Here is a 25,481-nt window from a genome sequence, read left to right as displayed (position 1 = left end):
CGAGAGCCGGACTGTGCCACGTGGTGGGGTCGGTAGCATCAAGCACCGGCCCGGGGACGCATCCGCGCCTCCTCACCGCCGGTCGACGTCTGCCGGAGGCGCCCCATGAGTGCAGAGGCCACCAACCCAGGTGCTCCCCTTCGCAGGCGGGGCCGTGCCCGGATCGATCTCCGTAGGATCGGCCGTGTGGCGCTGCTCGGCCCGGCCTCCCGCGGCCGCCTGCCCGATGCCATCGGACATGTCGCCGACGCCCACCGGGCCCACTACCCTGACGCCGACCTCACCATCCTCCGCCGGGCGTACGTGCTCGCGGAGTCCTCGCACCGCGGCCAGATGCGCAAGAGCGGTGAGCCGTACATCACGCACCCCCTCGCCGTGACCCTGATCCTCGCCGAACTGGGCGCCGAGACAACGACGTTGACCGCCTCGCTCCTCCACGACACGGTGGAGGACACGGAGGTGACGCTCGATCAGGTGCGGGAGCAGTTCGGCGAAGAGGTCTGCTACCTCGTCGACGGAGTCACCAAACTCGAGAAGGTCGACTACGGAGCGGCGGCCGAGCCCGAGACCTTCCGCAAGATGCTCGTGGCCACCGGGAACGACGTCCGGGTGATGTCGATCAAGCTCGCCGACCGGCTGCACAACATGCGCACCCTCGGGGTGATGCGCCCGGAGAAGCAGGTCAGGATCGCCAAGGTCACCCGTGACGTCCTCATTCCCCTCGCCGAACGGCTCGGTGTGCAGGCCCTCAAGACAGAGCTGGAGGACCTCGCCTTCGCGATCCTCCACCCGGAGGAGTACGAACAGACCCGGGCGCTGATCGCCGGTTCCGGTGGCAGCGACGACCCGCTGACCGAAATCGCCGAGCGCGTCAGAGCGACACTCAAGGACGCCGACATCTCCGCCGAGGTCCTGATCAGGCCCCGCCACTTCCTGTCCGTGCACCGGGTCAGGATCAAACGCGGCGAACTGCGCGGTACCGACTTCGGACGCCTGCTGGTCCTGGTCGCCGAGGACGCCGACTGCTACGCGGTCCTCGGTGAACTGCACACCTGTTTCACGCCCGTGATCTCGGAGTTCAAGGACTTCATCGCGGCCCCCAAGTTCAACCTGTACCAGTCACTGCACACCGCGGTCGTCGGCCGGGACGGCGCCGTCGCCGAGGTCCTCGTCCGTACGCACCAGATGCACAAGGTCGCGGAAGCGGGCGTCGTCGCACTCGGGAACCCGTACACCCCGGACAGCACGACGGCCCAGCAGTCGGAACCGGCGGAAGGGGAGCGTGCCGACCCGACCCGGCCCGGCTGGCTCTCCCGGCTCCTCGACTGGCAGGAATCGGCCCCCGACCCGGACACCTTCTGGACCACACTCCACGCCGACCTGGCCCAGGACCGGGAGATCACCGTCTTCTCCACCGAGGGCGGGACGCTCGGTCTGCCCGCGGGCGCCAGCTGCGTCGACGCCGCGTACGCGCAGTACGGCGAGGAGGCGCACGGCTGCATCGGAGCGCATGTCAACGGCCGGCTCGCCACGCTCAGCACCGTCCTGAGCGACGGCGACACCGTGCAGCCGCTGCTCAGCCGGGACGCGACGTCGGGTCCTTCCCCCGACTGGCTCGATCACGCGCGCACCGCGGCCGCCCGAATCGCCATCACCGGCTGGATCGACGCCCATCCCGAGGCCACGCAAGCTCCTGTCGGCCAGCCCGATCACCCCAGATCGCAACCCCAGCCCCAGCCCCAGCCCGCGGACGAGGCGTCGGGCGGCGGGAGCAAGCAGGGGGCACGCGTCGTGAGTGTCGCCGTGGACGGGCCGGGAACAGCGGTACGCCTCGCGGGCTGCTGCACCCCCGTACCCCCCGACGAGGTCACCGGCTTCACCGTGCGCGGCGGTGCCGTCACCGTGCACCGCCGGGAGTGTCCGGCGGTGGCCCGTATGCGGGCGGCCGGGCGGCCACCGGTCGCGGCCCGCTGGAACGACGACGGGGACTGGCGGGAAGCGGGGGAGTGCCGGGTCACTCTCGTAGCGGAATCCTTCGGACGGCCCAGGCTCCTCGCCGACCTCACCGAAGCGATCGCCACGGCCGACGCGGCCATCGTCTCCGCCACCGTGGAACCGCCCAGCGAGCAGCGGGTCCGGCACACCTACACCCTGCACATCCCCGACGCCGCAGGACTGCCCGGACTCATGCGGGCCATGCGGGACGTGCCCGGTGTGTACGACGTGAGCCGCGCACAGCACCAGACGACCACCACCTGACAGCCTGGTCCCCGGAAGATCTCGTTCGGGTGGTGCGGCGCGCGGCACCCCGACGGAGCGGACGGTCGCTGGTAGCCGTAGTCCATGCCGCTCACCTCCCGTCGACTGCGTGCCGCCCTGCTGGCCACCGCCTCGGCCACCCTCGTCGCCGCCACCCTTCCCGCGCCCGAGCCGCTCGGCATCGGAGACAGACTCTTCCCCCAGCTCGGCAACCCCGGGTACGACGTCCTCTCGTACGACATCGCGTTCACGTACCACGGCAGCAACAGCAAGCCACTGGACGCCGTCACCAAGATCGAAGCACGGACCACCGCACCGCTGGAGCGCATCAACCTCGACTTCGCACGGGGCAAGGTCAGCGCCGTCGAAGTGAACGGCCTGGTCTCCGACTTCGGTACGAAGGGTGAGGACCTGGTGGTCCAGGCACCCGCGGCACTCCCCGCCGGAGTGCCCCTGCACATCACCGTCCGGCACACCAGTGACCCGAACGGCAGCCGTGCCGACGGGGGTTGGCTGCGTACCGCCGACGGCCTGGCCATGGCCAACCAGGCCGATGCCGCGCACCGTGTCTTCCCGGGCAACGACCACCCGGCGGACAAGGCCTACTTCACCTTCCGGATCACCGCCCCCGACAAGCTGACCGCCGTGGCGAACGGTCTGCCAGTCGACTCCCGGCGCCGGGGAGGCACGACCACGTGGACCTACCGCACCGAGCATCCGATGGCCACCGAGCTCGCCCAGGTGTCGATCGGCCGCTCCGCGGTCCTGCACCGGACCGGACCGGGCGGACTGCCCCTGCGCGATGTCGTGCCGACCGCGGACCGGCAGAAGCTGGAGCCCTGGCTGAAGAAGACCCCTGACCAGATGGAGTGGATGGAACGGCAGGTCGGCCGGTATCCCTTCGAGACGTACGGGCTGCTGGTCGCGGACACGGAGACGGGCTTCGAGCTGGAGACCCAGACGCTCTCGCTCTTCGAGCGGTCCTTGTTCACCGAACCCGGCTATCCCGAGTGGTACGTCGACTCGATCATGGTGCATGAGCTGGCCCACCAGTGGTTCGGCAACAGCGTCTCCCCGAAGTCGTGGTCCGACCTGTGGCTCAACGAAGGACATGCCAGCTGGTACGAGGCCCGGTACGCCGAGGAGCACGCCGAGCAGCCGCTCGAACGCCGGATGCGCCATGCCTATGCCCGGTCCGACGGCTGGCGGGCCGCCGGAGGCCCCCCGGCCCACCCCGACGCCCCCGAGCCGGGCCACAAGATCAGCCTCTTCAGGCCGGTGGTGTACGACGGAAGCGCCCTCGTCCTCTACGCACTGCGGCAGGAGATCGGAGTGGCCGCTTTCGACCGGCTGGAGCGGACGTGGGTGCGGCGCCACAAGGACGAGTCCGCGACCACGGCGGACTTCACCGGCATGGCCTCCCGGATCGCCGGCCGCGATCTGACCGCGTTCTTCCAGGCGTGGCTGTACGGGGAGAAGACACCCCCGATGCCCGGGCATCCGGACTGGCGCAGCGAGAGGCCCCGGAGCCGGTGACCCGATACCGGACCGGGCGGGGCCGGGGCGGGGCGGCAACGGCGGAAACACCGGTAAACCCGAGTGACGGGCCAGCCGGCGCCATGCCACTATCAACGGGTCGGGGCGGCGACCTGACCCGGAACCCCCGCAGGGGAATCATCCGGCAAGGTCACGCGTTGTGACTGACGTAAGCGAATTCCATCGACGTAAGGATCCAATGACCTCCTCTTCTTCCTTTCCCCAGGACGCGCAGAAGGCGCAGAGCGCTACGGAGAACGTGACCGAAAGCCTCACCGAGGGCCTTCGGGCCGACGCCCTGATGGAAGAGGACGTCGCCTGGAGCCACGAGATCGACGGTGAGCGGGACGGCGATCAGCTGGACCGTTCTGAGCGTACGGCGCTGCGGCGCGTGGCAGGTCTCTCCACCGAGCTGGAGGACGTCACCGAGGTCGAGTACCGCCAGCTGCGCCTTGAGCGTGTCGTGCTGGTCGGCGTCTGGACGTCCGGCACCGTGCACGATGCGGAGATCTCACTCGCGGAGCTCGCGGCGCTTGCCGAGACGGCTGGTTCACAGGTGCTCGACGCCGTGTTCCAGCGGCGCGACAAGCCCGACCCGGCCACCTACATCGGTTCCGGCAAGGCACTCGAGCTGCGCGACATCGTTCTCGAGACCGGGGCCGACACCGTCGTCTGCGACGGTGAGCTGAGCCCCGGCCAGCTGATCCACCTGGAAGACGTCGTCAAGGTCAAGGTGGTCGACCGCACCGCCCTGATCCTGGACATCTTCGCCCAGCACGCCAAGTCCCGAGAGGGCAAGGCGCAGGTATCGCTGGCACAGATGCAGTACATGCTGCCGCGACTGCGCGGCTGGGGCCAGTCGCTCTCCCGGCAGATGGGTGGCGCGGGTTCCGGTGGTGGTGGCGGAATGGCCACGCGTGGTCCGGGTGAGACCAAGATCGAGACGGACCGGCGCCGTATCCGCGAGAAGATGGCGAAGATGCGCCGGGAGATCGCGGAGATGAAGACCGGCCGTGACCTCAAGCGCCAGGAGCGCAAGCGCAACAACGTGCCTTCGGTCGCCATCGCCGGATACACCAACGCCGGCAAGTCCTCCCTGCTCAACCGGCTGACCGGTGCGGGCGTCCTCGTGGAGAACTCACTGTTCGCCACGCTCGACCCGACCGTGCGCCGGGCCGAGACACCGAGCGGTCGGCTCTACACGCTGGCCGACACCGTCGGGTTCGTACGGCACCTGCCGCACCACCTCGTCGAGGCGTTCCGCTCCACCATGGAGGAGGTCGGCCAGTCCGACCTGATCCTGCACGTGGTGGACGGTTCCCACCCGGTGCCGGAGGAGCAGCTTGCCGCGGTCCGTGAGGTGATCCGCGAAGTGGGTGCGCTCGACGTTCCCGAGATCGTCGTGATCAACAAGGCGGACGCGGCCGACCCGGTCGTGCTGCAACGGCTGCTGCGTATCGAGAAGCACGCGATCGCCGTGTCGGCGCGGACCGGCGCCGGCATCGACGAACTGCTCGCGCTGATCGACGCGGAACTGCCGCGGCCGTCCGTGGAGATCGAGGCACTCGTGCCGTACATCCAGGGCGGTCTGGTCTCCCGGGTGCATGCCGAAGGCGAGGTCCTTTCCGAGGAGCACACCCCGGACGGCACTCTCCTCAAGGCGCGTGTCCATGCGGAACTGGCGGCGGACCTCTCGACGTTCGTTCCCGTGACCGGCTGACGGTCCAGCACAGCGGTACCGCACAACCCGAAGGCCCGGTCCCCCCCCTTGGGTTCTGACGGTCCTCGCAACTCCCACAGACCGCGGGTGTTGCGAGGTCCGTTGGAACCCAGTCGGGGGAACCGGGCCTTCGGCGTGCCGCTTGGGGATCTTGGGGATTTTGGCGGAGCCCTACTGGCCGGCGAACTTCTTGCTGACCGAGTCGAAGACGCCCTTGGCCTCGGCGCCGAGGCGCGGACCTGCCAGCCAGCCGGCCGTCACCGGACCGATGGACGTGTTGGAGACCAGTGCGGGCTTGCCGTCCTGGCCCGCCCCGACCCAGCCGCCACCGGAGGAGCCGCCCGTCATCGTGCAGCCGATGCGGTACATGGTCGGATCGGCCTGGAAGACCGAGAGGCGGCCCGGCTTGTCCTTGCACTGGAGCGCCTTCTGACCGTCGAACGGCGGGGCGGCCGGGTAGCCGGTGGCCGTCATCTCGGCGATCTCGGGCACAGCCGGGGCGTTGAACTCGACCGGAAGCGCGGAACCGACCGTCTCCTCCAGGGACTTGCCCGTAGCGCCCTTCTCCGGCGTCACGTGCAGGACCGCGAAGTCGTACGGGGCACCCTGGCCGCCGGTCGAGGCGCCCTGGGAGATCCACTGCTCGGAGGTCTGGGCCCACTGGCCCCACCACACACCGTAGGGAGCGATCTGCTCCTTGGTCGCGTTCTCGAGCTCGGCCATCGACATGCCCGTGTTGTTGTACGCCGGGACGAAGGCGATGTTGCGGTACCAGCCGCCCTTCTTGCCCGCGTGCACGCAGTGTCCGGCGGTCCACACCATGTTGGACTTGCCGGGGTGCGCGGGGTCCTTCACGACGGTCGCGGAGCAGACCATCGAGCCTTGGGGCCCGTCGAAGAGGAGCTTGCCCGACTCCGGTGCGTTGTCGTGGTACGGAGTCGCCAGGGGAGTGGCCGGCACCGGAGCCGGTGTCGGGTCCGTTACGCCGTCGTCACCCGAGATGTCGTTGTCGACAGGCTTCTCCGGGGACTTGTCGGCATCCCGCATCCGGTCCGGGTCCCAGAGGTCCTCGATGACGGGGTTGACGTAGTCCTTGGCCTCACGCAGCCACTTCTCCTTGTCCCAGTTCTTCCACTCGCCGTTCTTCCACTCGTCGAGGTCGATCCCGTGCTCCTTGAGCCGGTCCTTCAGATCGTCCGGGATCGCGATCTTGCCGTCGGAGGGCTGGCTCGCGGAGTCGGTCGGCTTGTTGCTCGCTTCTTCTTCGCTCGGGCCGCAGGCGGTGGCGGTGAGCGCCAGAACGGTCGCGAGAGATGCTGCGGCGAGCACGGGGGAGAGCTTGCGACGTGCGCTCCTCCCACGGCGTGCGGCATCGGTCGGGCGAATGGGTCGCATGTGGTGATCCCCCTGGGACTTCGTCATTCGTCACTTCGGTAAGGCGCGGTGGCGAGTGGTAGCGCGCCGCGCACACGCGGGACGCCGGCACGGCTGCCCCGGTCCCGAGTGCGCGCCCCACTATGCCGGTGCCGATGGGGACGGCGCTCACCAGGGCCATGGTTCCGCCGCCGCAAGGATCTTCCGATTTACCCGTGATCCTCCGCGACCGGCGTCGTTGGTACGTACGGGGGACACCCGGGCAGCGTTCACCGTCACGGCCCTTCCCCGGGTGCAACGTACTGACGTGCAACGCAACTGTGACAGCAGGAGGATCAACAGCCGTGGCCGTGACCGAACCAGCTCCGGTAATGCCCTCCCCCGCCCACGAGGGAATTCTGCGACGCCAGGCACAGCGTGAATCGGCGGCCCGCACCTATGCGCGGTCCCTGCCGATCGTGCCCGTCCGGGCCCGGGGGCTGACCATCGAAGGAGCGGACGGACGGCGCTACCTCGACTGTCTGTCCGGGGCGGGCACCCTGGCGCTGGGCCACAACCACCCGGTGGTGCTGGAGGCGATCAGGAAGGTCATCGACTCGGGCGCACCGCTGCATGTGCTCGATCTCGCCACCCCTGTCAAGGACGCCTTCACGACCGAGCTGTTCGCGACCCTGCCGCGGCAGTTCGCGGACAACGCCCGGATCCAGTTCTGCGGGCCGGCCGGAACGGACGCCGTGGAGGCCGCGTTCAAGCTGGTCCGGGCCGCGACCGGCCGCTCCGGGCTTCTCGCCTTCACCGGCGCGTACCACGGGATGACGGCCGGAGCGCTGGCGGCGTCGGGCGGCGCCCCGGACGTACAAGTGACACGCCTGCCCTTTCCGCAGGAGTACCGCTGCCCGTTCGGCGTGGGCGGGGAGCGCGGAGCGGAGATCGCGGCCCACTGGACGGAGCATCTCCTCGACGACCCGAAAGCAGGGGTGCCCGCTCCCGCCGGGATGATCGTGGAACCGGTCCAGGGCGAAGGCGGAGTGAATCCCGCGCCCGACGACTGGCTGCGGCGCATGCGGGAGATCACCGTGGCGCGCGGCATTCCTCTGATCGCCGACGAGGTGCAGACCGGCGTCGGCCGGACCGGTGCCTTCTGGGCGGTCGAGCACAGCGGCATCGTGCCGGATGTGATGGTGCTGTCCAAGGCCATCGGCGGCTCCCTTCCGCTGGCGGTGATCGTCTACCGGTCCGAGCTGGACCTCTGGCAGCCCGGAGCGCACGCCGGTACCTTCCGTGGCAATCAACTGGCCATGGCCGCCGGCGCGGCCACGCTCAAGTACGTGCGCGAGAACCGGCTCGCGGAACGCGCCGCGACGCTGGGAGCCCGGATGCTCGCCCGGCTCCAGGCTCTGCGCGCGGACCATCCGAGCATCGGCGACGTCCGGGGCCGTGGCCTGATGATCGGCATGGAGCTCGTCGACCCGGAGGCCACCGTCCCGGCCGGGCGGTCCGCATCCTCGACCGCCCCGTCGGCCGATCCGATCCTCGCCGCCGCAGTCCAGCAGGAATGTCTGAGCCGTGGCCTCATCGTCGAACTCGGCGGACGCCACTCCGCAGTCGTACGTCTGCTCCCTCCTCTGACTCTCACGGACGAACAGGCAACAGCGGTCGTCGACCGCCTCGCCGACGCGCTGGCAGCCGCAGAGCGCTCACCGCACCGTCGGACCACAGCCGGGCTGCACCGCTGATCCCGGACACCTCGTAAGGAAGACTGCCGTGAACCCCACCCCCGCGCCCGAGGCCGACGGCCCTCTCACCAGCCCTTACTCCGGGCAGGACGGACCGGACAGTCCCGTGGCAGTCGAGTCGACGACCGTGCCACGTCAGAAGACCGCGCCGCGCGGCGACCGGCGTTCCTCCGCGAGCGCATCCATCGGCGCGGCACAGGACCTCCTCGACCACCCGGACCCGCTCAGGGCAGCCGACGCGGCCGGTACCGAGAACCTCCTGCGCTGCTGGACCCGGGAGAACGACCTCCGCCGCCCGGACCGCGGCGTCCTGCGCATCCCGCTCCCCGCCACCGGGACCGCGCTGCTCGCCCCCGTCCTCCACTGGTCCGCCACCGGCTGGCACCGCTTCGGCGCCCCCACGCTGGAGACCGCACCCGAGTCCGCCCCACCCGTCGATGCCGTCACCCTCGCCGCCCTTCTGGGCCGCGAGGCCGACCGTGATAGGGGCTCCGATCTCGTGGCCCGGGTGGCCGATTCGGTACGGCACACGGCCGCGTTCATCGACGAGCGGCGACGCACCCCCGCCGAGCCGGCCGACGCCGACCTGTTCCTCACCGCCGAGCAGTCCCTCCTCCTCGGCCACCCCCTGCACCCCACGCCCAAGAGCCGCCAAGGTCTCTCCGACGCCGAAGCCCGCCTCTACTCGCCCGAGTTGCGTGGCTCCTTCCCTCTCCACTGGATGGCCGTCGACCGGTCGGTACTGGCCACCGAGTCGGCCTGGACGCAGAGAGGCCGCCCGGTTTCCGCCCAGCACCTCGTCGCACCGCACGCCGACGGCCTGTGCCTTCCCGACCACACCACGGCACTCCCGCTCCACCCCTGGCAGGCCGGCGACCTGATGCGCCGCCCGGAAGTCGGCGCACTGCTCGAGGCGGGGCTCCTCCACGACCTCGGCACACACGGAGCGCCGTGGCACCCCACATCCTCCGTCCGCACGGTGCACCAGCCCGGCGCCGGGCTCATGCTGAAGCTGTCCCTGGGCGTACGCATCACCAACTCCCGTCGTGAGAATCTCCGCAAGGAACTCCACCGAGGGGCAGAGGTCCACCGGCTGCTCCGCAGCGGTCTCGCCGACCAGTGGCACGCGGTCCACCCCGGCTTCGACATCGTCAGGGACCCCGCCTGGCTGGCCGTCGACGCCCCGGACGGCGAACCTGTCGCCGGACTCGACGTCATGCTCCGGCACAACCCGTTCGGCCCCGGGGACGACGCGGTGTGCCTCGCCGGACTGACAGCCCCACGGCCCTGGCCGGACCGCACGGTCATGCGCTCGCGGCTCGCCGAATGCGTCTCCCGGCTGGCCGCACGCACCGGCCGGACCAAGGCAGCCGTTTCCGCCGAGTGGTTCCTTCGCTACCTGGACCGTGTCGTACGTCCCGTGCTGTGGCTCGACGCCAAGGCCGGAGTCGCCCTTGAGGCCCACCAGCAGAACACCCTGGTGCTGCTCGACCCCGAGGGCTGGCCCATCGGCGGCCGTTACCGGGACAACCAGGGCTACTACTTCCGTGAATCCCACCGGGCCGCACTGGAACACCGGCTTCCCGGCATCGGCGCGCTCAGCGACACCTTCGTCCCGGACCCGGTCACGGACGAGCGTTTCGCCTACTACCTGGGCATCAACAACGTCCTCGGTCTCATCGGAGCCTTCGGCGCCCAGCGCCTCGCGGACGAACAGGTGCTGCTCGCCGCATTCCGTCGCTTCCTCGACGGCGTCTCAGGACTGGGCTCCCCGCTGCCCGCGTACCTGCTGGAGACGACGCAACTGCGCTGCAAGGCCAACCTGCTGACCCGGCTGCACGGCCTCGACGAACTGGTGGGACCGGTCGACACCCAGTCCGTCTACGTCACCATCACCAACCCCCTTCACCCCTGAAAGATCCTGAACAACATGCCCATCTGATCCCACGAGAGGAGAGCGTCACGTGCCTCCTGCCGACGCGCACACGGACACCGGAACCGACGTTGCCCCCCAACTCGCCACGGGCACCGAGGACACTTTGGACCTGAGGCTCTCCGAGGAACTCCTCGCCCTGTTCGGTGAGGACCCGGCGCCCGCCACCCGGCCGGCCGCCTCCGATCTGCTCGGCGATCCTGCGGCCTGGCGCCCGGTCACCACCTCCGCCGGTGTATTCCAGCTTGTCCCGGTACGGCTGGAGCGTGACCTCGCGCTGATCAGCCGCTGGATGAACGACCCCGCCGTCGCCGCGTTCTGGGAGCTCGCCGGAGCCGAGACCGTCACCGCCGATCACCTCCGGCCGCAGCTGGGAGGGGACGGACGGAGCATGCCCTGCCTCGGCGTCCTCGGAGGCATCCCCATGAGCTACTGGGAGATCTACCGGGCGGATCTGGACCCGCTGGCGCGCCACTACCCGGCGAGGCCGCACGACACGGGTATCCACCTGCTGATCGGCGGTGTGACCAACCGTGGCCGGGGCGTGGGCACCACACTGCTGCGTGCCGTCGCCGACCTCGTACTCGACAGCCTTCCCTTGTGCAGACGCGTGGTCGCCGAACCCGACATGCGTAACACCCCTTCCGTCGCAGCCTTCCTGAGTGCCGGCTTCCGCTTCTCGGCGGAGGTCGAACTGCCCGACAAGCGCGCCGCTTTGATGGTTCGCGACCGAGCTCATCGTGCCCAGCTGTGAACAGCTCGCTGACCTACTTACACCGCTCGAGCCCCATCGGTTCCACCCGGAGGAGTCCCCGTGCCGAAATATCCTGCGAGCAATGACGCGGCGGAGCCCTGTGCGTCGCACAGCACTCCGGAACTGAACCGGACGGGCTGGGACCGTGCCGCGGTCCGGCTTCTCGCGAAAATGCTCGGCGAGTTCGCTTACGAGGAGGTCATCGAGCCGGCCGCGGTGGGCAAGGGGGACAAGAGCGGCGACACCTATTCCCTTCCGCTCGACGACGGCGCCACCCTGCGCTTCCGGGCCCGGCGAGGCGTCTACGGGAGTTGGCGCGTCGAGGCGGGATCGATCACCGAGATCACCGCCGGCTCGACCACCGCGATCGACGCCGACACCACCGGCAACAACGCCGGCTCGGCCACCGCGAACGCCGGCTCGGCCACCGCGATCAACGCCGCGCACCGGGCCCAAGACGACGCGGGATCTCCGGCCGAGGCGGCCGGAAACCCCCGCTCCGTACCGCGCCCCTTCCGTGATCCCCTGCAGTTCCTCGCTCGTGCCCACCGGCTTCTGGGAATCGACGGTGCCACGCTGGGCCATCTCATCCGCGAAGTCACCACCACGCTCGCCGCCGACGCCCGGCTCGATCACAACGCCGTCAGCGCTGCCCGTCTCGCGGAACTCGACTACGCCGAGCTCGAAGGCCATCAGACCGGCCATCCCTGGCTCGTCGCCAACAAGGGGCGGCTCGGATTCTCCGCCGAGGACATGGCCTGCTTCGCGCCCGAAGCCCGCCGGGCGGTCCGGCTGCCCTGGATCGCCGTCAGTACACGCATCGCGGGATACCGGGGCGTGCCCCGTCTCGCCACCCCCGAGCAGCTCTACGCCCAGGAACTGGACCCCTCCGTCCGCAGGTCCTTCGACGCAGCGCTGCGGGCCCGCGGCCTCGACCCCCGGGAGTACCTGTTCCTTCCCGTACACCCCTGGCAGTGGGACGAGTGGATCGTGCCGCACTTCGCTCCGGCGATCGCGGACGGCGACATCGTGCGGCTGCACCCCGACGGCGATCTCCGGCTGCCCCAGCAGTCCATCCGTACGTTCACCAACGTGGCACGGAAGGACCGGCACACGGTCAAGCTGCCGTTGTCCATCCTCAACACCCTCGTCTGGCGCGGCCTCCCCACCGAGCGCACGCTCGCGGCCCCGGCCGTGACGGCCTGGGTCCAGGGACGGTGCGAATCCGACCCGTTCCTCCGGGACACCTGCGGCGTCATCCTCCTCGGCGAGGTCGCGTCCGTAGCCGTCGAGCACCCGCTCTACGACCTTCTGCCGGAAACGCCGTACCAGTTCAAGGAGATACTCGGCGCGATCTGGCGGGAGCCTCTCCATACCCGGCTCGCGGCCGGAGAGCGGGCCCGCACGCTGGCGTCGTTGCTGCACACCGACCCGGAGGGCCGTGCCTTCGTGGCGGAACTTGTCACTCGGTCCGGGCTGGCACCCACCGTGTGGCTGACGCGGCTCTTCGGAGCCCTGCTCCCTCCGCTCCTGCATTTCCTCTACCGCTACGGCACGGTCTTTTCCCCGCACGGAGAGAACGCCATCGTCGTGTTCGACGACCAGGACGTCCCGGTACGTCTGGCGATCAAGGACTTCGTCGACGATGTGAACATCAGCGCCCGGCCCCTGCCGGAGCACGACAGCATGCCGGACGCAGTGCGCCGCATCCTGCTGACGGAGAGCCCCACCTTTCTCACCCAGTTCATCCACTCCGGACTGTTCGTCGGTGTCTTCCGCTATCTCTCCCCCCTGTGCGAGGAACAGCTGGGAGTGCCTGAAGACGAATTCTGGTCACTCGTGCGGGCGGAAATCGTCCGGCATCACGCACGGTTCCCGGAGCTCAAAGACCGGTTCGAGATGTTCGACATGCTGACCCCTCGCATCGAGCGTCTCTGCCTCAACCGCAACCGTCTGCATGTGGACGGCTACCGGGACCGCTCGCAGCGCCCGCACGCCGCCGTCCACGGCACGGTTCCCAACCCGCTCCACCCGCTGGGGCGGGTTGGGGGGTGACCGTCGTTGTCAGTGCCGCGCCGTAGGCTGGTCGCGCTATGACGAAGCCATCCCTCACCGAACTCCTCCACGCCGCCGTCACCGCCGTCGGCGGGACGGAGCGGCCTGGCCAGGTCAGCATGGCCGAGGCCGTCGCCGACGCTGTCGACGACCATTCCCATCTGCTGGTCCAGGCTGGAACCGGCACGGGCAAGTCCCTCGGATATCTGGTGCCCGCGCTGGCACACGGGGAGCGCGTCGTGGTGGCCACGGCGACCCTCGCGCTCCAGCGGCAGCTCGTGGAGCGAGACCTTCCGCGGACGGTCGACGCCCTGCATCCGATACTGCGCCGCCGACCCGAGTACGCCATGCTCAAGGGCCGGTCGAACTACCTCTGCCTGCACCGGCTCCACGAGGGAGTACCGCAGGAAGAGGAGGACGGCCTCTTCGATCAGTTCGAGGCGGCAGCGCCCTCCAGCAAGCTGGGGCAGGACCTGCTGCGTATGCGGGACTGGGCGGACGAGACGGAGACCGGGGACAGGGACGACCTCACTCCCGGTGTCTCGGACCGGGCGTGGGCGCAGATCTCGGTCTCCTCCCGGGAGTGCCTAGGGGCTTCGAAGTGCGCGTACGGCGCCGAATGCTTCGCAGAGACGGCCCGGGAGCGGGCCAAGCTCGCCGACGTGGTCGTCACCAATCACGCCTTGCTCGCGATCGACGCCATCGAAGGCGCCCCGGTGCTCCCGCAGCACGAGGTGCTGATCGTCGACGAGGCCCATGAGCTGGTGTCCCGGGTGACGGGTGTGGCCACGGGGGAGCTCACCCCGGCCAGGTGAACCGGGCGGTGCGCCGCGCGGCGAAGCTGGTCAACGAGAAGGCGGCCGATGCCCTCCTGACCGCGTCCGAGGGCTTCGAGCGGGTGATGGAGCTGGCGCTTCCGGGGCGTCTGGAAGAGGTCCCCGAGGACCTGGGCTACGCGCTCATGGCGCTGCGGGACGCCGCGCGTACGGTGATCTCCGCGCTGGGCTCCACCCGGGACAAGTCCGTCCAGGACGAGGACGCGGTCCGTAAGCAGGCGATGGCGTCGGTCGAGACGATTCACGGTGTGGCCGAGCGCATCACCCAGGGCTCCGAGTACGACGTCGTCTGGTACGAGCGGCACGACCGTTTCGGTGCCTCGGTGCGGGTCGCCCCGCTCTCCGTCTCGGGTCTCCTCCGCGAGAAGCTCTTCGCGGACCGTTCCGTGGTCCTGACCTCGGCGACGCTGAAGCTCGGCGGCGATTTCAACGGGGTCGGAGCGTCTCTGGGGCTTGCCCCGGAAGGCACAGCGGGCGATGACATCCCGCAGTGGAAGGGCCTCGACGTCGGCTCACCCTTCGACTATCCGAAGCAGGGAATCCTCTACGTCGCCCGTCATCTGGCCACACCGGGGCGGGAGGGCTCCCGCACCGACATGCTCGACGAGCTCGCCGAGCTGATCGAGGCGGCAGGTGGCCGGACCCTGGGGCTGTTCTCCTCGATGCGGGCGGCCCAGGCGGCGGCCGAGGAACTGCGGGGCCGGCTCGGGAGGGCGATCCTTCTGCAGGGTGAGGAGACGCTCGGCGAACTCATCAAGAACTTCGCCGCCGACCCGGAGACCTGTCTGTTCGGCACGCTTTCGCTCTGGCAGGGCGTCGATGTGCCCGGAGCGAGCTGCCAACTCGTGATCATGGACCGGATTCCGTTCCCACGCCCTGACGACCCGCTGATGAGCGCCCGGCAGAAGGCGGTCGAAGAGGCGGGTGGCAACGGATTCATGGCCGTCGCGGCGACCCATGCCGCCCTGCTGATGGCACAGGGCGCCGGACGGCTCGTGCGGGCCACGGGCGACAAGGGGGTGGTCGCCGTGCTTGACCCGCGGCTGGCCAACGCCCGGTACGGAAGCTATCTGCGCGCTTCGCTGCCCGACTTCTGGTACACCACGGACCGCAGTCAGGTGCGGCGTTCGCTCGCGGCCATTGACGCGGCGGCCAAGGCCGACGGGCGGTAGGCGACCGGGCGGCAGACATGGCAGGGCCCCGGGATCGGCGCAGTGCATCCCGGGGCCCGGTCGGAACCGGCGGGTTTCAGACCCGCCGTAGCACCGCCACCACCTTGCCGAGGATGGTGGCCTCGTCGCCGGGGATCGGCTGGTAGGCGGAGTTGTGCGGGAGGAGCCATACATGGCCGTCCTCGCGCTTGAACCGCTTGACGGTGGCCTCACCGTCCAGCATGGCCGCCACGATGTCCCCGTTCTCCGCGACCGGCTGGCGCCGGACCGTGACCCAGTCGCCGTCACAGATCGCGGCCTCGATCATCGAATCGCCGACGACCTTGAGGACGAACAGCTCTCCGTCGCCCACGAGCTGGCGGGGTAGCGGGAAGACGTCCTCGACCGATTCCTCGGCGAGGATCGGACCACCGGCCGCGATCCGGCCCACCAGCGGAACGTACGAAGCGGCGGGCTTGCCCGTCGTGTCGGTCTGCTGGGTGCTGGGCTGGTCCGAGCCCCGGACCTCGTACGCACGAGGGCGGTGCGGGTCCCGGCGCAGGAAGCCCTTGCGCTCCAGGGCCATCAGCTGGTGAGCGACGGACGACGTGCTGGACAGCCCTACCGCCTGGCCGATCTCCCGCATCGAGGGCGGGTACCCTCGGCGCTGAACCGAATCGCGAATGACCTCGATCACCCGCCGCTGCCGGTCCGTGAGCCCGGAGCTGTCCGCCCGGATTCCTGGTGGGCGGCCGGGCATGGAGCGCGCGGGACGCGCGGGCTCCGGCCCCTCCGTGTTCACGACTGAGTCATTCATTGCATGCACCGGCTCAAGTCGGCTCTGGGAGCGGTGGTCCTGGGCAGTGATGGTGGCACTGTCTGCGGTGGTGGTCACGTCGGCCCCTCTCGAATGTTCTCCCTAGTTGGACAACGGTAGTAGCTTTCGAAAGGTTGCGCCAAACACACGTTCGAGTGAAAAACGAATAAAGGCCCGCCGAGAGCTTATGGCGGGGTGTATGGGCCGCCTCCAGGGCGACCGGCAATTCCGGCCATTACGGTAGCGCCCGCAGTTTCCCGGCGAGCTTGCGGGGGCCCTTTCGGCGGGCGCGGCGCCAGTCCGTCAGCCGGCGCCCCGCCCTCGGGGGAGTCGTGTGTCTCCCGTACTCTCATGCCTGGCCGCATGCCGCCGCAGTGGTCCGCAAGCGCGACACGCGCTAGGGCCGAAAGTGCCGCGAAACCCTAGATCTAGTGGTTGGATTGCCTCGCTCACCCAGAGGTTGTGGTCCCTGGTTCATCGGGGAGCGGCGATCGCCTATGCTTGAGCCTGCTTCGAAGGGCCCGTGACGGGCCTGGCGAGGCTATTCAGTCGCGCTGTGAAGGAGGGTTGGGAGCCATGCACTGCCCCTTCTGCAGGCACCCCGACAGCAGGGTCGTCGACAGTCGCACCACCGACGACGGCACGTCGATCCGACGGCGCCGCCAGTGCCCCGACTGCTCCCGCCGTTTCACGACGGTGGAGACCTGTTCGCTGATGGTGGTCAAGCGCAGCGGTGTGACGGAACCCTTCAGCCGCACCAAGGTCATTTCCGGTGTCCGGAAGGCGTGCCAGGGGCGGCCCGTCACCGAGGACGCGCTCGCCAAGCTCGGCCAGCGGGTCGAAGAGGCGGTGCGTGCCACCGGCAGCGCCGAGCTGACCACCCACGACGTGGGTCTGGCCATACTCGGCCCCCTGCAGGAACTCGACCTCGTCGCGTACCTGCGGTTCGCGTCCGTGTACCGGGCGTTCAACTCACTCGACGACTTCGAGGCCGCCATCGCGCAACTCCGCGAGCAACGGCCTCCCGCGAACGAACGCGGGAGCGGCGAGACCCTCGAGGTCCCCGCGCCCGCCATCGCCGCCGACTGATCGGCACCGGTCGGGCGGCGGAGGTCTGCCGGCCGGAGGCAGGGCGGTACCAAGACCTGTTCCCGGCGCTGCGAGCGGCGCCCGGAGCATCAGACACACACTGTGCCCTGGGAAGAACTGGGTACTTCAGGGCGTTTTTGCCCACATATGGGAGGCGGCATGACAGAGACGGTGAGCGGCCCGGCACGAGGTTCCCGCACCAAGGGCACCAAGTCGACTGCGAATCGGCAGGGTCTGCGTATCGAGCGCATTCACACCACCCCCGGAGTGCATCCGTACGACGAGGTGGCGTGGGCACGCCGGGATGTCGTCATGACCAACTGGCGCGACGGCTCGATCAACTTCGAGCAGCGTGGCGTCGAGTTCCCCGACTTCTGGTCGGTGAACGCGGTCAACATCGTCACCAGCAAGTACTTCCGGGGTGCCGTCGGCTCCCCGCAGCGCGAGACCGGTCTGCGGCAGCTCATCGACCGGATCGTCAAGACGTACCGGAAGGCCGGTGAGGACTACAACTACTTCACCTCTCCCGCTGACGCCGAGATCTTCGAGCACGAGCTGGCGTATGCCCTCCTGCACCAGATCTTCAGCTTCAACTCGCCGGTCTGGTTCAACGTCGGAACGCCTCAGCCGCAGCAGGTCTCCGCCTGCTTCATCCTGGCCGTCGACGACTCCATGGAGTCGATCCTCGACTGGTACAAGGAAGAGGGCATGATCTTCAAGGGCGGCTCCGGTGCCGGCCTGAACCTCTCCCGTATCCGCTCCTCCAAGGAGCTGCTCTCCTCCGGTGGCAACGCCTCCGGCCCGGTCTCTTTCATGCGCGGCGCCGACGCGTCCGCTGGAACGATCAAGTCCGGTGGGGCCACCCGCCGTGCGGCCAAGATGGTCATTCTCGACGTCGACCACCCCGACATCGAGAACTTCATCGAGACCAAGGTCAAGGAGGAGGAGAAGATCCGCGCCCTGCGCGACGCGGGGTTCGACATGGACCTGGGCGGCGACGACATCACGTCCGTCCAGTACCAGAACGCCAACAACTCGGTCCGTGTGAACGACGAGTTCATGAAGGCCGTGGAGTCCGGCGGGAAGTTCGGTCTGCGTGCCCGGATGACCGGTGAGGTCATCGAGGAGGTGGAGGCCAAGTCCCTCTTCCGCAAGATGGCCGAGGCGGCCTGGGCCTGTGCCGACCCCGGCATCCAGTACGACGACACCATCAACCACTGGCACACCTGCCCGGAGTCCGGCCGGATCAACGGCTCGAACCCCTGCAGCGAGTACATGCACCTGGACAACACCTCGTGCAACCTGGCCTCGCTGAACCTGATGAAGTTCCTCAAGGACGACGGCGAAGGCCACCAGTCCTTCGAGTCCGAGCGCTTCTCCAAGGTCGTCGAGCTGGTCATCACCGCGATGGACATCTCCATCTGCTTCGCGGACTTCCCGACGCAGAAGATCGGCGAGAACACCCGCGCCTACCGGCAGCTGGGCATCGGTTACGCCAACCTCGGCGCCCTGCTCATGGCGACCGGCCACGCCTACGACAGCGAAGGCGGCCGCGCGCTCGCCGGTGCCATCACGTCGCTGATGACCGGCACCTCGTACAAGCGCTCCGCCGAGCTCGCCGCGGTCGTCGGCGCGTACGACGGCTACGCCCGCAACGCCGAACCGCACCAGCGCGTCATGAAGCAGCATTCCGACGCCAACGCCGTCGCGGTGCACGTGGACGACCTGGACTCGCCGATCTGGGCCGCCGCCACGGAGGCCTGGCAGGACGTGATCCGGCTCGGTGCGAAGAACGGTTTCCGTAACGCCCAGGCGTCGGTCATCGCTCCCACCGGCACCATCGGTCTCGCGATGTCCTGCGACACCACCGGTCTCGAGCCCGACCTCGCCCTGGTCAAGTTCAAGAAGCTCGTCGGCGGCGGATCGATGCAGATCGTCAACGGCACCGTCCCGCAGGCGCTGCGCCGCCTCGGCTACCAGCCGGAGCAGATCGAGGCGGTCGTCGCCCACATCGCCGAGAACGGCAATGTGATCGACGCCCCGGGCCTGAAGCCCGGGCACTACGAGGTCTTCGACTGCGCGATGGGCGAGCGGTCCATCTCCGCGATGGGCCATGTCCGGATGATGGCGGCCATCCAGCCGTGGATCTCCGGCGCGCTCTCCAAGACGGTGAACCTGCCGGAGACGGCCACCGTCGAGGACGTCGAAGAGGTCTACTTCGAGGCGTGGAAGATGGGCGTCAAGGCGCTCGCGATCTACCGCGACAACTGCAAGGTCGGCCAGCCCCTCTCCACGAAGAAGTGGGAGGAGAAGAAGGACGCGATCACCGCGAAGACCGAGGACACCATCCGTACCGCGGTGGAGAAGGTCATCGAGTACCGTCCGGTCCGCAAGCGTCTGCCCAAGGGCCGTCCCGGCATCACCACCTCCTTCACGGTCGGTGGCGCCGAGGGGTACATGACCGCCAACTCCTACCCGGACGACGGCCTCGGTGAGGTCTTCCTGAAGATGTCCAAGCAGGGTTCGACCCTCGCGGGCATGATGGACGCCTTCTCGATCGCGGTCTCGGTCGGTCTCCAGTACGGCGTGCCGCTGGAGACGTACGTCTCGAAGTTCACCAACATGCGCTTCGAGCCGGCCGGTATGACGGACGACCCGGACGTGCGGATGGCGCAGTCGATCGTCGACTACATCTTCCGCCGCCTGGCGCTGGACTTCCTGCCCTTCGAGACGCGCTCCGCGCTCGGTATCCACTCGGCCGATGAGCGTCAGCGTCACCTCGACACCGGTTCGTACGAGCCGTCGTTCGAGTTCGAGGACGAGGGCATGGACACCGAGAGCCTCGCCCAGTCCGCTCCGCTTCACGTGGAGCCCCTGAAGGCGGTCGCGGCCCCGGAGGAGGCGGCCGAGAAGCCGGCTCCGAAGACGGCCCACACCTCGGCCGAGCTGGTCGAGATGCAGCTCGGTATCAGCGCGGACGCGCCGCTCTGCTTCTCCTGCGGCACGAAGATGCAGCGCGCCGGTTCCTGCTACATCTGTGAGGGCTGCGGCTCCACCAGTGGCTGCAGCTGATCCAGGACGCCCGGTCAGGGCGTAGAACACCTGCCCAGGGCGGTGGAGCCGATATTCGGCGCCACCGCCCTGAGCGCTGTACGGCCGACCGGAACCGGCTGCCCCCGACCCCGCGCGGCCGCGGCGTCCGTGGGGGCGACCGCCGCTCAGTCGCCCGGGGTCCGGCTTCCCATGGCAGCGGCGAACTCGTCAGGGTCGCCGTCGAAGCCACGCACCTCGGAGTGGAACGTCCAGGCGCCGGAACTGTCCCGGGCGAACACCGCGACCACCGCCGCAGTGGCCCCCGACACCTCCGAGAAGTCGCTCTCCGAGAGGCTCGTGTACCCCTCGAGGATCTGTACGCCGGTGCGCTGTATGTCGCCGAAGGTCTTCCGGCCGTCCCGCTGCTGGATGGCGATCCCGACGATCACCCGGGCGTACGTCTCGGCCATCCGGTCCAGTTCGATCGTCATGATCTCGTCGAATCCGAGCCCCTGGCCGGTCCTGCTGTCCCGGTTGAGCGTGATCGTGCCGTCCGGTGAGCGGCTGTCGAAGTGCACCAGATAGGCGGGGCTGCCGTACGGATCGTCCGTGGTGTACGGCCCCGCGATGATGTCCAGGTCGTGTGCCGGCTCGCCGGTCGTACTGGGGTCCCACTTCAGCCTGACTTCAACCTTGTCGATGTCCTTGTTGGGCGTGCTCATCGGACTTCCCTCCTCGCGCCGGGCGGCGGACCGATCTCACCGCCCGATCATGACCGTAACTGTCGGTGAATCCAACCGCCTTGGTGGGCGGCGACGCAATCGGACCATGGTCGTGTCCGGGCCGCTCAGTGGGGAATGCGGCGCGGGGGCCGCTGGACGACCTCCTCGCGGAACAGCTCGATCGCGGAGCTGACCTGGCGGATGAGGTGAGTGTTCTCGATGCGGTCGAGGTAGAGGCACTGCCGGGCCAGTCCCTCCAGTTCGAAGGCGAAGCAGAGCGTCATCAACGGGTTGACGAACAGCTCGCTCCCACGGGTGCGTGAAGTGAACTGGACGTCCCCGAAAGCTCCTTGGACGGCTGCGCCTATCGAACCGTTGACGATGCTGGGGTGTTGGGGGGTGTGCTGCTGGGCATGCGCCACGGCATCGACGAAGAGCGCTCCTTCACGGGTCGCACGAGGCACGGAGAACGCGCCCAGGTAGGCGCCCGCGCGTTCCAGAGCGGCGATGTTCTCCAGTACGAGGCCGTGGCTCACCCCGTGGTAGGCGTCGACGCCGAAGCCGATGGAGACGACCAGGCGCTCGGGCACATCGATGCCCGCCAGCGCGGCGACGCTGGTGAGGTCCTCCTCGGGGGTGCCGAGCTCCGTCTCGTCGCCGCGCATCAGGATGTCGGTACCGCCGTCGACGAGCACCACGGCATCGATGTCGTAGGCGTCGATCAACGCGCGGTAGGCGGCGCGGAGCGGCTGCACGCCGACGCGGGAGAACGCGTGCACCGTGCTGGGATAGCCGTGCAGTTCGAGCCATTGGGCGAGGGTGCGTTCCGGGAAGTACGCCTGGTGGAGCGAGCTTCGCGGTCCGACTGCGGCGACGTCGGGCGCGAGCCATTCGTCGAGCGGGAGCCCCTCGATCGCGCTGAACGTGAGATTGGCGAGCTGGACGTGTTTTCCCTGATGCATCAGGGAAAGCACCACGGGAAGTCCCGCGTAGATGTCGAACCCACCGCCGGCGCCGGCGACGAGAACACGCTTGGAGGTCTCGAGCCGGGCGAACAGGGGATTGGCGTGCAGCGCGGTGATGGTGATCATTCTGCGACCGGAGGGGATTGCCCCGGGTGGACTCCGTCGTAGCGTGACCCGCGCCATGCCGGGCGCCGTACGATGGCGCGGTGCTGGTCAAGTGGATTCGCTGCACCGTCGTGGACCGTCATGGGTTCGAGCGGGGGCAGCGGAAGTGGACGGGGCTGCTGGGTGAGCCGGGGTTCAGGGGACAGAGCGGGGGATGGAGCCGGAGGGAGCCGGACGTGGCTCATGTCTTCGCGTTCTGGGAGAACCGAGTCTTCTACGATTCCTTCATGGCGCGCGGTCACGACCGGTTGGCCGCGGCGCAGTCCGGGATGTACCGGGACATGCAGGTGAAGCTCTTCGAGTACCGCTTCGACGTGAAGACGGGTTTTGAACCGCACTTCACCGACGCGGATGTGGTCAGAGTCGCGCACAGCCGGGTGCACGAAGATCGCGGAGAGCACTTCTCGCTCATGCAGCGACAGGTGTGGAATCCCGCGATGGCCGGATCGCCGGGGATGCTGCGCGGGATGTTCGGGGAAGCGCCGGGGCACGAGTTTCTTGTGTTGTCGATGTGGCAGTCGAGCGCTGAGCGGGGCAAGTACCGGCCGCAAGGCGTGGAGCGGCTCTCGGAGCGGGCGCAGACCGAGACGGACGTGGCGGAGCTGACCGGGGACGTGGTGGAGCTCCAGCCGCTGTGGACCGTGTGAGTCCGGTCGCCGGTCGCCGGTCGGGTGACGGGGGCACACGCGGGCGGGGCGACGTAGCGGCGACGGTCACAGCTGGGGCTGGGGTTCTGGCTGTAGCTGGGGCTTTGGTTGCGTGGTGAACACGCCCGCGAGAGCTGCCGCCAGCGCACCGTCCGCCGACTGATCGGCGAGGGCTTCGTCGACCGGTTCGCGGGTGACGAACAGACGGAGGAACAGCGGGGCGGTGGCCGCCCTGACGAGCGCGCCGGCGTCGGTGCTCCGCGGGATCTCGCCGCGCTCGACGGCCCGCAGGACGACGGACTCACAGCGTCGGAACCGCTCGGCGTAGAAGGCGTGCAGCGCGTCGGCCGCCTTCGCCGACTGGAACGCCGCGGCGATGAACGCGCGGGGCGCGGCCGCCGCGGCCGGATCGGCGAACGAGGCTGCCGTCTCCCGGGTGAGCGCGCGCAGGTCATCGCGCAGAGAGCCGGTCTCGGGGGGCTTCCAGCTGTCCTCACCCGCCAGGTCCAGCGCATCGACGACGAGCCCTTCGAGGCCGCCCCAGCGCCGGTAGAGGGTCGTCTTGTGTACGCCGGACCGTTCCGCCACGTACTCCACGGACAGACCCGGATAGCCGTGCTCGGTCAGACCGGTGAGGACGGCGTCGCGGACGGCGGCTCGCGTGCGTGCTGTGCGGCCGCCCGGACGGCGGGAGCCGGGGGCGGAATCCGGTCCGGCCGGTGGGGAAGCCCGTTCATTCGTCAATTGCTACTTTTGTCGCGTTAATGCTGCCAAGTGTGCCACACTCCTCTTAATGCGATGCTGGATGCGTTTGCGGGACGACGTCCACGCTGGAGGTGCTCTTGCCCACTCAGATCGCTGTGCGCGACATGACGGTGTCCCGCGGGGACCGGCTCCTGCTCGCCGGTGTCTCCTTCACCGTGCGCCCAGGTGAACGCGTCGGCATTTCTGGAACGCGTGACGTCTGCTTGGTCGGGTGCGCTCGTCGTGGTATCCCACGACAGGCTTCTCCGCCGCCGTTTCGTTGGTCACATACGCCGGATGGAGTCCGGACAACTGCTCGATTGAGGCGTGCGGGGCCTAGGGTCGTGGCATGGCACGACCGCAGCGCATTGTTCTCGTCCGGCACGGTGAGTCCGAAGGCAACGCCGACGACACGGTGTATGAGCGGGAGCCCGACCACGCACTGAGGCTCACGGCCAAGGGGTCGCGGCAGGCCAGGGAGACCGGGGTCCGGCTGCGCGAACTGTTCGAGGGCGAGCGGGTCAGTGTCTACGTCTCGCCCTACCGCCGGACCCACGAGACGTTCAGGTTCTTCGGCCTGGACCCGGACAAGGTGCGGGTGCGCGAAGAGCCCAGACTGCGCGAGCAGGATTGGGGGAACTGGCAGGACCGGGACGACGTACGTCTGCAGAAGGCGTACCGGGACGCGTACGGCCACTTCTTCTACCGCTTCGCCCAGGGCGAGTCCGGGGCCGACGTGTACGACCGGGTCGGGGCGTTCCTCGAGAGCCTGTACCGGAGTTTCGAGGACCCGAGCCATCCGGAGAACGTCCTGCTGGTCACGCACGGGCTGACCATGCGGCTTTTCTGTATGCGCTGGTTCCACTGGTCGGTGGCGGAATTCGAGTCGCTGTCCAACCCGGGCAACGCGGAGACGCGGACCCTGGTACTGGGTGAGGACGGCCGCTACGCGCTTGACCGGCCGTTCGAGCGCTGGCGCACCCCGGAGCCGTACGGCATCACCGGATAGAGTGGCAGAGCGATGACCGCTGATTCTTCTTCCGACCCGCGCTTCGAACGCGCACTGGCCAGCCTGCGTGGGCTGTCCGTGGGAGACGCCCTGGGCTCCCAGTTCTTCGTCCCCGTCAACTATCCACTGCTCAAACGGCGTGCTCTGCCGCCCGGTCCCTGGCAGTGGACCGACGACACCGAGATGGCTTCCTCCGTGCTCGCCGTGCTCGCCGAGCACGGACGTATCGACCAGGACGCGCTCGCTCACTCATTTGCCCGGCACCATGACTTCGACCGTGGATACGGCCCCGCGGTGAACAGGCTGCTCAGACTGGTCCGGGAAGGTGGCGACTGGCGCGAGCTGGCGTCCGCGCTCTTCAACGGTCAGGGCTCCTGGGGCAACGGTTCGGCCATGCGTATCGCGCCGCTCGGCGCCTGGTATGCGGACGACCCGGAGCAGGCCGTTCACCAGGCCGAGATCTCCTCCTACACGACGCACCAGCACCGTGAGGCGGTCGTCGGCGCCATGGCGGTCGCCGCCGCCGCCTCGCTGGCCGCCGCGCCCGGAGGCCGGCCGCCACCGGGCGACCTTCTCGACGGTGTCATCGCCCTCGTGCCGCGCAGCGCGGTCGGCGCGGGGCTGCGCCGGGCGCGCGACATGCTCGACTACCGGGATGCGGGGACGGTGGCGGCCGTTCTCGGCAACGGGCGACGGACGAGTGCGCATGACACCGTGCCGTTCGCCCTGTGGTCGGCGGCGCGGAGTCTCGGGGATTACGAGCAGGCTTTCTGGGTGACAGCCCAGGCCGGTGGTGACGTCGACACGACCTGCGCCATCGTCGGGGGTGTGGTCTCGGCCGGTGCCGCAGGGGCGCCGCCCGCCGACTGGCTGGCGCAGACGGAAGAGCCGCCGCCCTGGCTCGACGTGACGCGCGGCTGACAACCCGCCCCGGCC

17 protein-coding genes and 1 pseudogene are annotated in these 25,481 nt (G+C 69.1%); 13 read left to right on the top strand and 5 right to left on the bottom strand.

Annotated elements, in window-relative coordinates:
- Nucleotides 1–105 precede the first annotated feature (105 nt).
- The 3 genes from F0344_RS07150 to hflX all read left to right on the top strand — a co-directional run bounded on the left by F0344_RS07150 (nt 106) and on the right by hflX (nt 5,515).
- On the top strand, nt 106–2,259 hold the full coding sequence (locus tag F0344_RS07150; protein WP_185297976.1) for a RelA/SpoT family protein: 2,154 nt from the start codon (nt 106–108) through the stop codon (nt 2,257–2,259).
- Between the two features lie 84 nt (nt 2,260–2,343).
- Nucleotides 2,344–3,795, top strand: coding sequence for a M1 family metallopeptidase (locus tag F0344_RS07145; RefSeq protein ID WP_185297975.1), 1,452 nt, complete (start codon nt 2,344–2,346; stop codon nt 3,793–3,795).
- 199 nt (nt 3,796–3,994) lie between these two features.
- Nucleotides 3,995–5,515 carry a GTPase HflX gene (hflX, locus tag F0344_RS07140; protein WP_185297974.1) on the top strand — a complete coding sequence of 507 codons (1,521 nt, stop codon included), beginning with the start codon at nt 3,995–3,997 and terminating at the stop codon, nt 5,513–5,515.
- 171 nt (nt 5,516–5,686) lie between these two features.
- Here the strand turns inward: hflX and F0344_RS07135 are convergent, their stop codons facing one another.
- Nucleotides 5,687–6,910: a trypsin-like serine peptidase gene (locus F0344_RS07135; protein WP_185297973.1), complete on the bottom strand. Its 1,224-nt coding sequence runs from the start codon at nt 6,908–6,910 to the stop codon at nt 5,687–5,689.
- A gap of 323 nt (nt 6,911–7,233) precedes the next feature.
- Here F0344_RS07135 and F0344_RS07130 point away from each other — a divergent pair, with 323 nt between their 5' ends.
- From F0344_RS07130 to F0344_RS07110, 5 genes and pseudogenes are all read left to right on the top strand, one after another.
- Complete coding sequence (locus F0344_RS07130; protein WP_185297972.1) at nt 7,234–8,625, top strand: diaminobutyrate--2-oxoglutarate transaminase family protein; 1,392 nt, start codon at nt 7,234–7,236, stop codon at nt 8,623–8,625.
- A 28-nt stretch (nt 8,626–8,653) separates the two neighbouring features.
- On the top strand, nt 8,654–10,540 hold the full coding sequence (locus F0344_RS07125; protein ID WP_185297971.1) for an IucA/IucC family protein: 1,887 nt from the start codon (nt 8,654–8,656) through the stop codon (nt 10,538–10,540).
- Nucleotides 10,541–10,589: 49 nt separating this feature from the next.
- Nucleotides 10,590–11,312 (top strand): GNAT family N-acetyltransferase, encoded by a 723-nt coding sequence (locus tag F0344_RS07120; protein ID WP_185297970.1) that lies wholly within the window; start codon nt 10,590–10,592, stop codon nt 11,310–11,312.
- A 60-nt stretch (nt 11,313–11,372) separates the two neighbouring features.
- Nucleotides 11,373–13,367 carry an IucA/IucC family protein gene (locus tag F0344_RS07115; RefSeq protein ID WP_185297969.1) on the top strand — a complete coding sequence of 665 codons (1,995 nt, stop codon included), beginning with the start codon at nt 11,373–11,375 and terminating at the stop codon, nt 13,365–13,367.
- A gap of 38 nt (nt 13,368–13,405) precedes the next feature.
- Nucleotides 13,406–15,375, top strand: a pseudogene (locus F0344_RS07110) (ATP-dependent DNA helicase).
- A 76-nt stretch (nt 15,376–15,451) separates the two neighbouring features.
- Here the strand turns inward: F0344_RS07110 and lexA are convergent.
- The gene (gene lexA, locus F0344_RS07105) at nt 15,452–16,249 is read right to left on the bottom strand and encodes a transcriptional repressor LexA (protein WP_185297968.1); all 798 of its coding nucleotides are present in this window, start codon (nt 16,247–16,249) and stop codon (nt 15,452–15,454) included.
- Nucleotides 16,250–16,747: 498 nt separating this feature from the next.
- Between lexA and nrdR the strand changes: the two genes are divergently transcribed.
- Together nrdR and F0344_RS07095 are read left to right on the top strand one after the other, a co-directional pair.
- Nucleotides 16,748–17,260 (top strand): transcriptional regulator NrdR, encoded by a 513-nt coding sequence (gene nrdR / locus F0344_RS07100; RefSeq protein ID WP_185297967.1) that lies wholly within the window; start codon nt 16,748–16,750, stop codon nt 17,258–17,260.
- A gap of 159 nt (nt 17,261–17,419) precedes the next feature.
- On the top strand, nt 17,420–20,332 hold the full coding sequence (locus F0344_RS07095; RefSeq protein ID WP_185297966.1) for a vitamin B12-dependent ribonucleotide reductase: 2,913 nt from the start codon (nt 17,420–17,422) through the stop codon (nt 20,330–20,332).
- Nucleotides 20,333–20,478: 146 nt separating this feature from the next.
- Here F0344_RS07095 and F0344_RS07090 read toward each other — a convergent pair whose 3' ends face one another.
- Together F0344_RS07090 and F0344_RS07085 are read right to left on the bottom strand one after the other, a co-directional pair.
- Nucleotides 20,479–21,015 (bottom strand): TerD family protein, encoded by a 537-nt coding sequence (locus tag F0344_RS07090; protein WP_185297965.1) that lies wholly within the window; start codon nt 21,013–21,015, stop codon nt 20,479–20,481.
- Between the two features lie 125 nt (nt 21,016–21,140).
- Nucleotides 21,141–22,097 (bottom strand): DUF1152 domain-containing protein, encoded by a 957-nt coding sequence (locus F0344_RS07085; RefSeq protein WP_374940145.1) that lies wholly within the window; start codon nt 22,095–22,097, stop codon nt 21,141–21,143.
- Nucleotides 22,098–22,186: 89 nt separating this feature from the next.
- Between F0344_RS07085 and F0344_RS07080 the strand changes: the two genes are divergently transcribed.
- The gene (locus F0344_RS07080; RefSeq protein ID WP_185297963.1) at nt 22,187–22,792 is read left to right on the top strand and encodes a YdbC family protein; all 606 of its coding nucleotides are present in this window, start codon (nt 22,187–22,189) and stop codon (nt 22,790–22,792) included.
- A gap of 66 nt (nt 22,793–22,858) precedes the next feature.
- On the opposite strand, the gene F0344_RS07075 is transcribed toward F0344_RS07080, so the two are convergent.
- Nucleotides 22,859–23,536 carry a TetR/AcrR family transcriptional regulator gene (locus F0344_RS07075; RefSeq protein ID WP_185297962.1) on the bottom strand — a complete coding sequence of 226 codons (678 nt, stop codon included), beginning with the start codon at nt 23,534–23,536 and terminating at the stop codon, nt 22,859–22,861.
- 349 nt (nt 23,537–23,885) lie between these two features.
- Here F0344_RS07075 and F0344_RS07070 point away from each other — a divergent pair, with 349 nt between their 5' ends.
- Entirely contained in the window at nt 23,886–24,545 is a 660-nt protein-coding gene (locus tag F0344_RS07070) for a histidine phosphatase family protein (protein ID WP_185297961.1), read from the top strand.
- A 12-nt stretch (nt 24,546–24,557) separates the two neighbouring features.
- Complete coding sequence (locus F0344_RS07065; RefSeq protein WP_185297960.1) at nt 24,558–25,466, top strand: ADP-ribosylglycohydrolase family protein; 909 nt, start codon at nt 24,558–24,560, stop codon at nt 25,464–25,466.
- The last annotated feature ends 15 nt before the right edge of the window (nt 25,467–25,481 follow it).

Source organism: Streptomyces finlayi (genome assembly GCF_014216315.1).
GTDB classification, from domain to species: Bacteria; Actinomycetota; Actinomycetes; order Streptomycetales; family Streptomycetaceae; genus Streptomyces; species Streptomyces finlayi_A.
This window is presented reverse-complemented; position numbering and strand designations above follow the sequence as displayed.

Excerpts from the sequence above, each read along its gene's own strand:
- F0344_RS07150 (WP_185297976.1), top strand. The coding sequence starts at position 106 with ATGAGTGCAGAGGCCACCAACCCAGGTGCTCCCCTTCGCAGGCGGGGC.
- F0344_RS07145 (WP_185297975.1), top strand. The coding sequence starts at position 2,344 with ATGCCGCTCACCTCCCGTCGACTGCGTGCCGCCCTGCTGGCCACCGCC.
- hflX (WP_185297974.1), top strand. The coding sequence starts at position 3,995 with ATGACCTCCTCTTCTTCCTTTCCCCAGGACGCGCAGAAGGCGCAGAGC.
- F0344_RS07135 (WP_185297973.1), bottom strand. The coding sequence starts at position 6,910 with ATGCGACCCATTCGCCCGACCGATGCCGCACGCCGTGGGAGGAGCGCA.
- nrdR (WP_185297967.1), top strand. The coding sequence starts at position 16,748 with ATGCACTGCCCCTTCTGCAGGCACCCCGACAGCAGGGTCGTCGACAGT.
- F0344_RS07095 (WP_185297966.1), top strand. The coding sequence starts at position 17,420 with ATGACAGAGACGGTGAGCGGCCCGGCACGAGGTTCCCGCACCAAGGGC.
- F0344_RS07090 (WP_185297965.1), bottom strand. The coding sequence starts at position 21,015 with ATGAGCACGCCCAACAAGGACATCGACAAGGTTGAAGTCAGGCTGAAG.
- F0344_RS07070 (WP_185297961.1), top strand. The coding sequence starts at position 23,886 with ATGGCACGACCGCAGCGCATTGTTCTCGTCCGGCACGGTGAGTCCGAA.
- F0344_RS07065 (WP_185297960.1), top strand. The coding sequence starts at position 24,558 with ATGACCGCTGATTCTTCTTCCGACCCGCGCTTCGAACGCGCACTGGCC.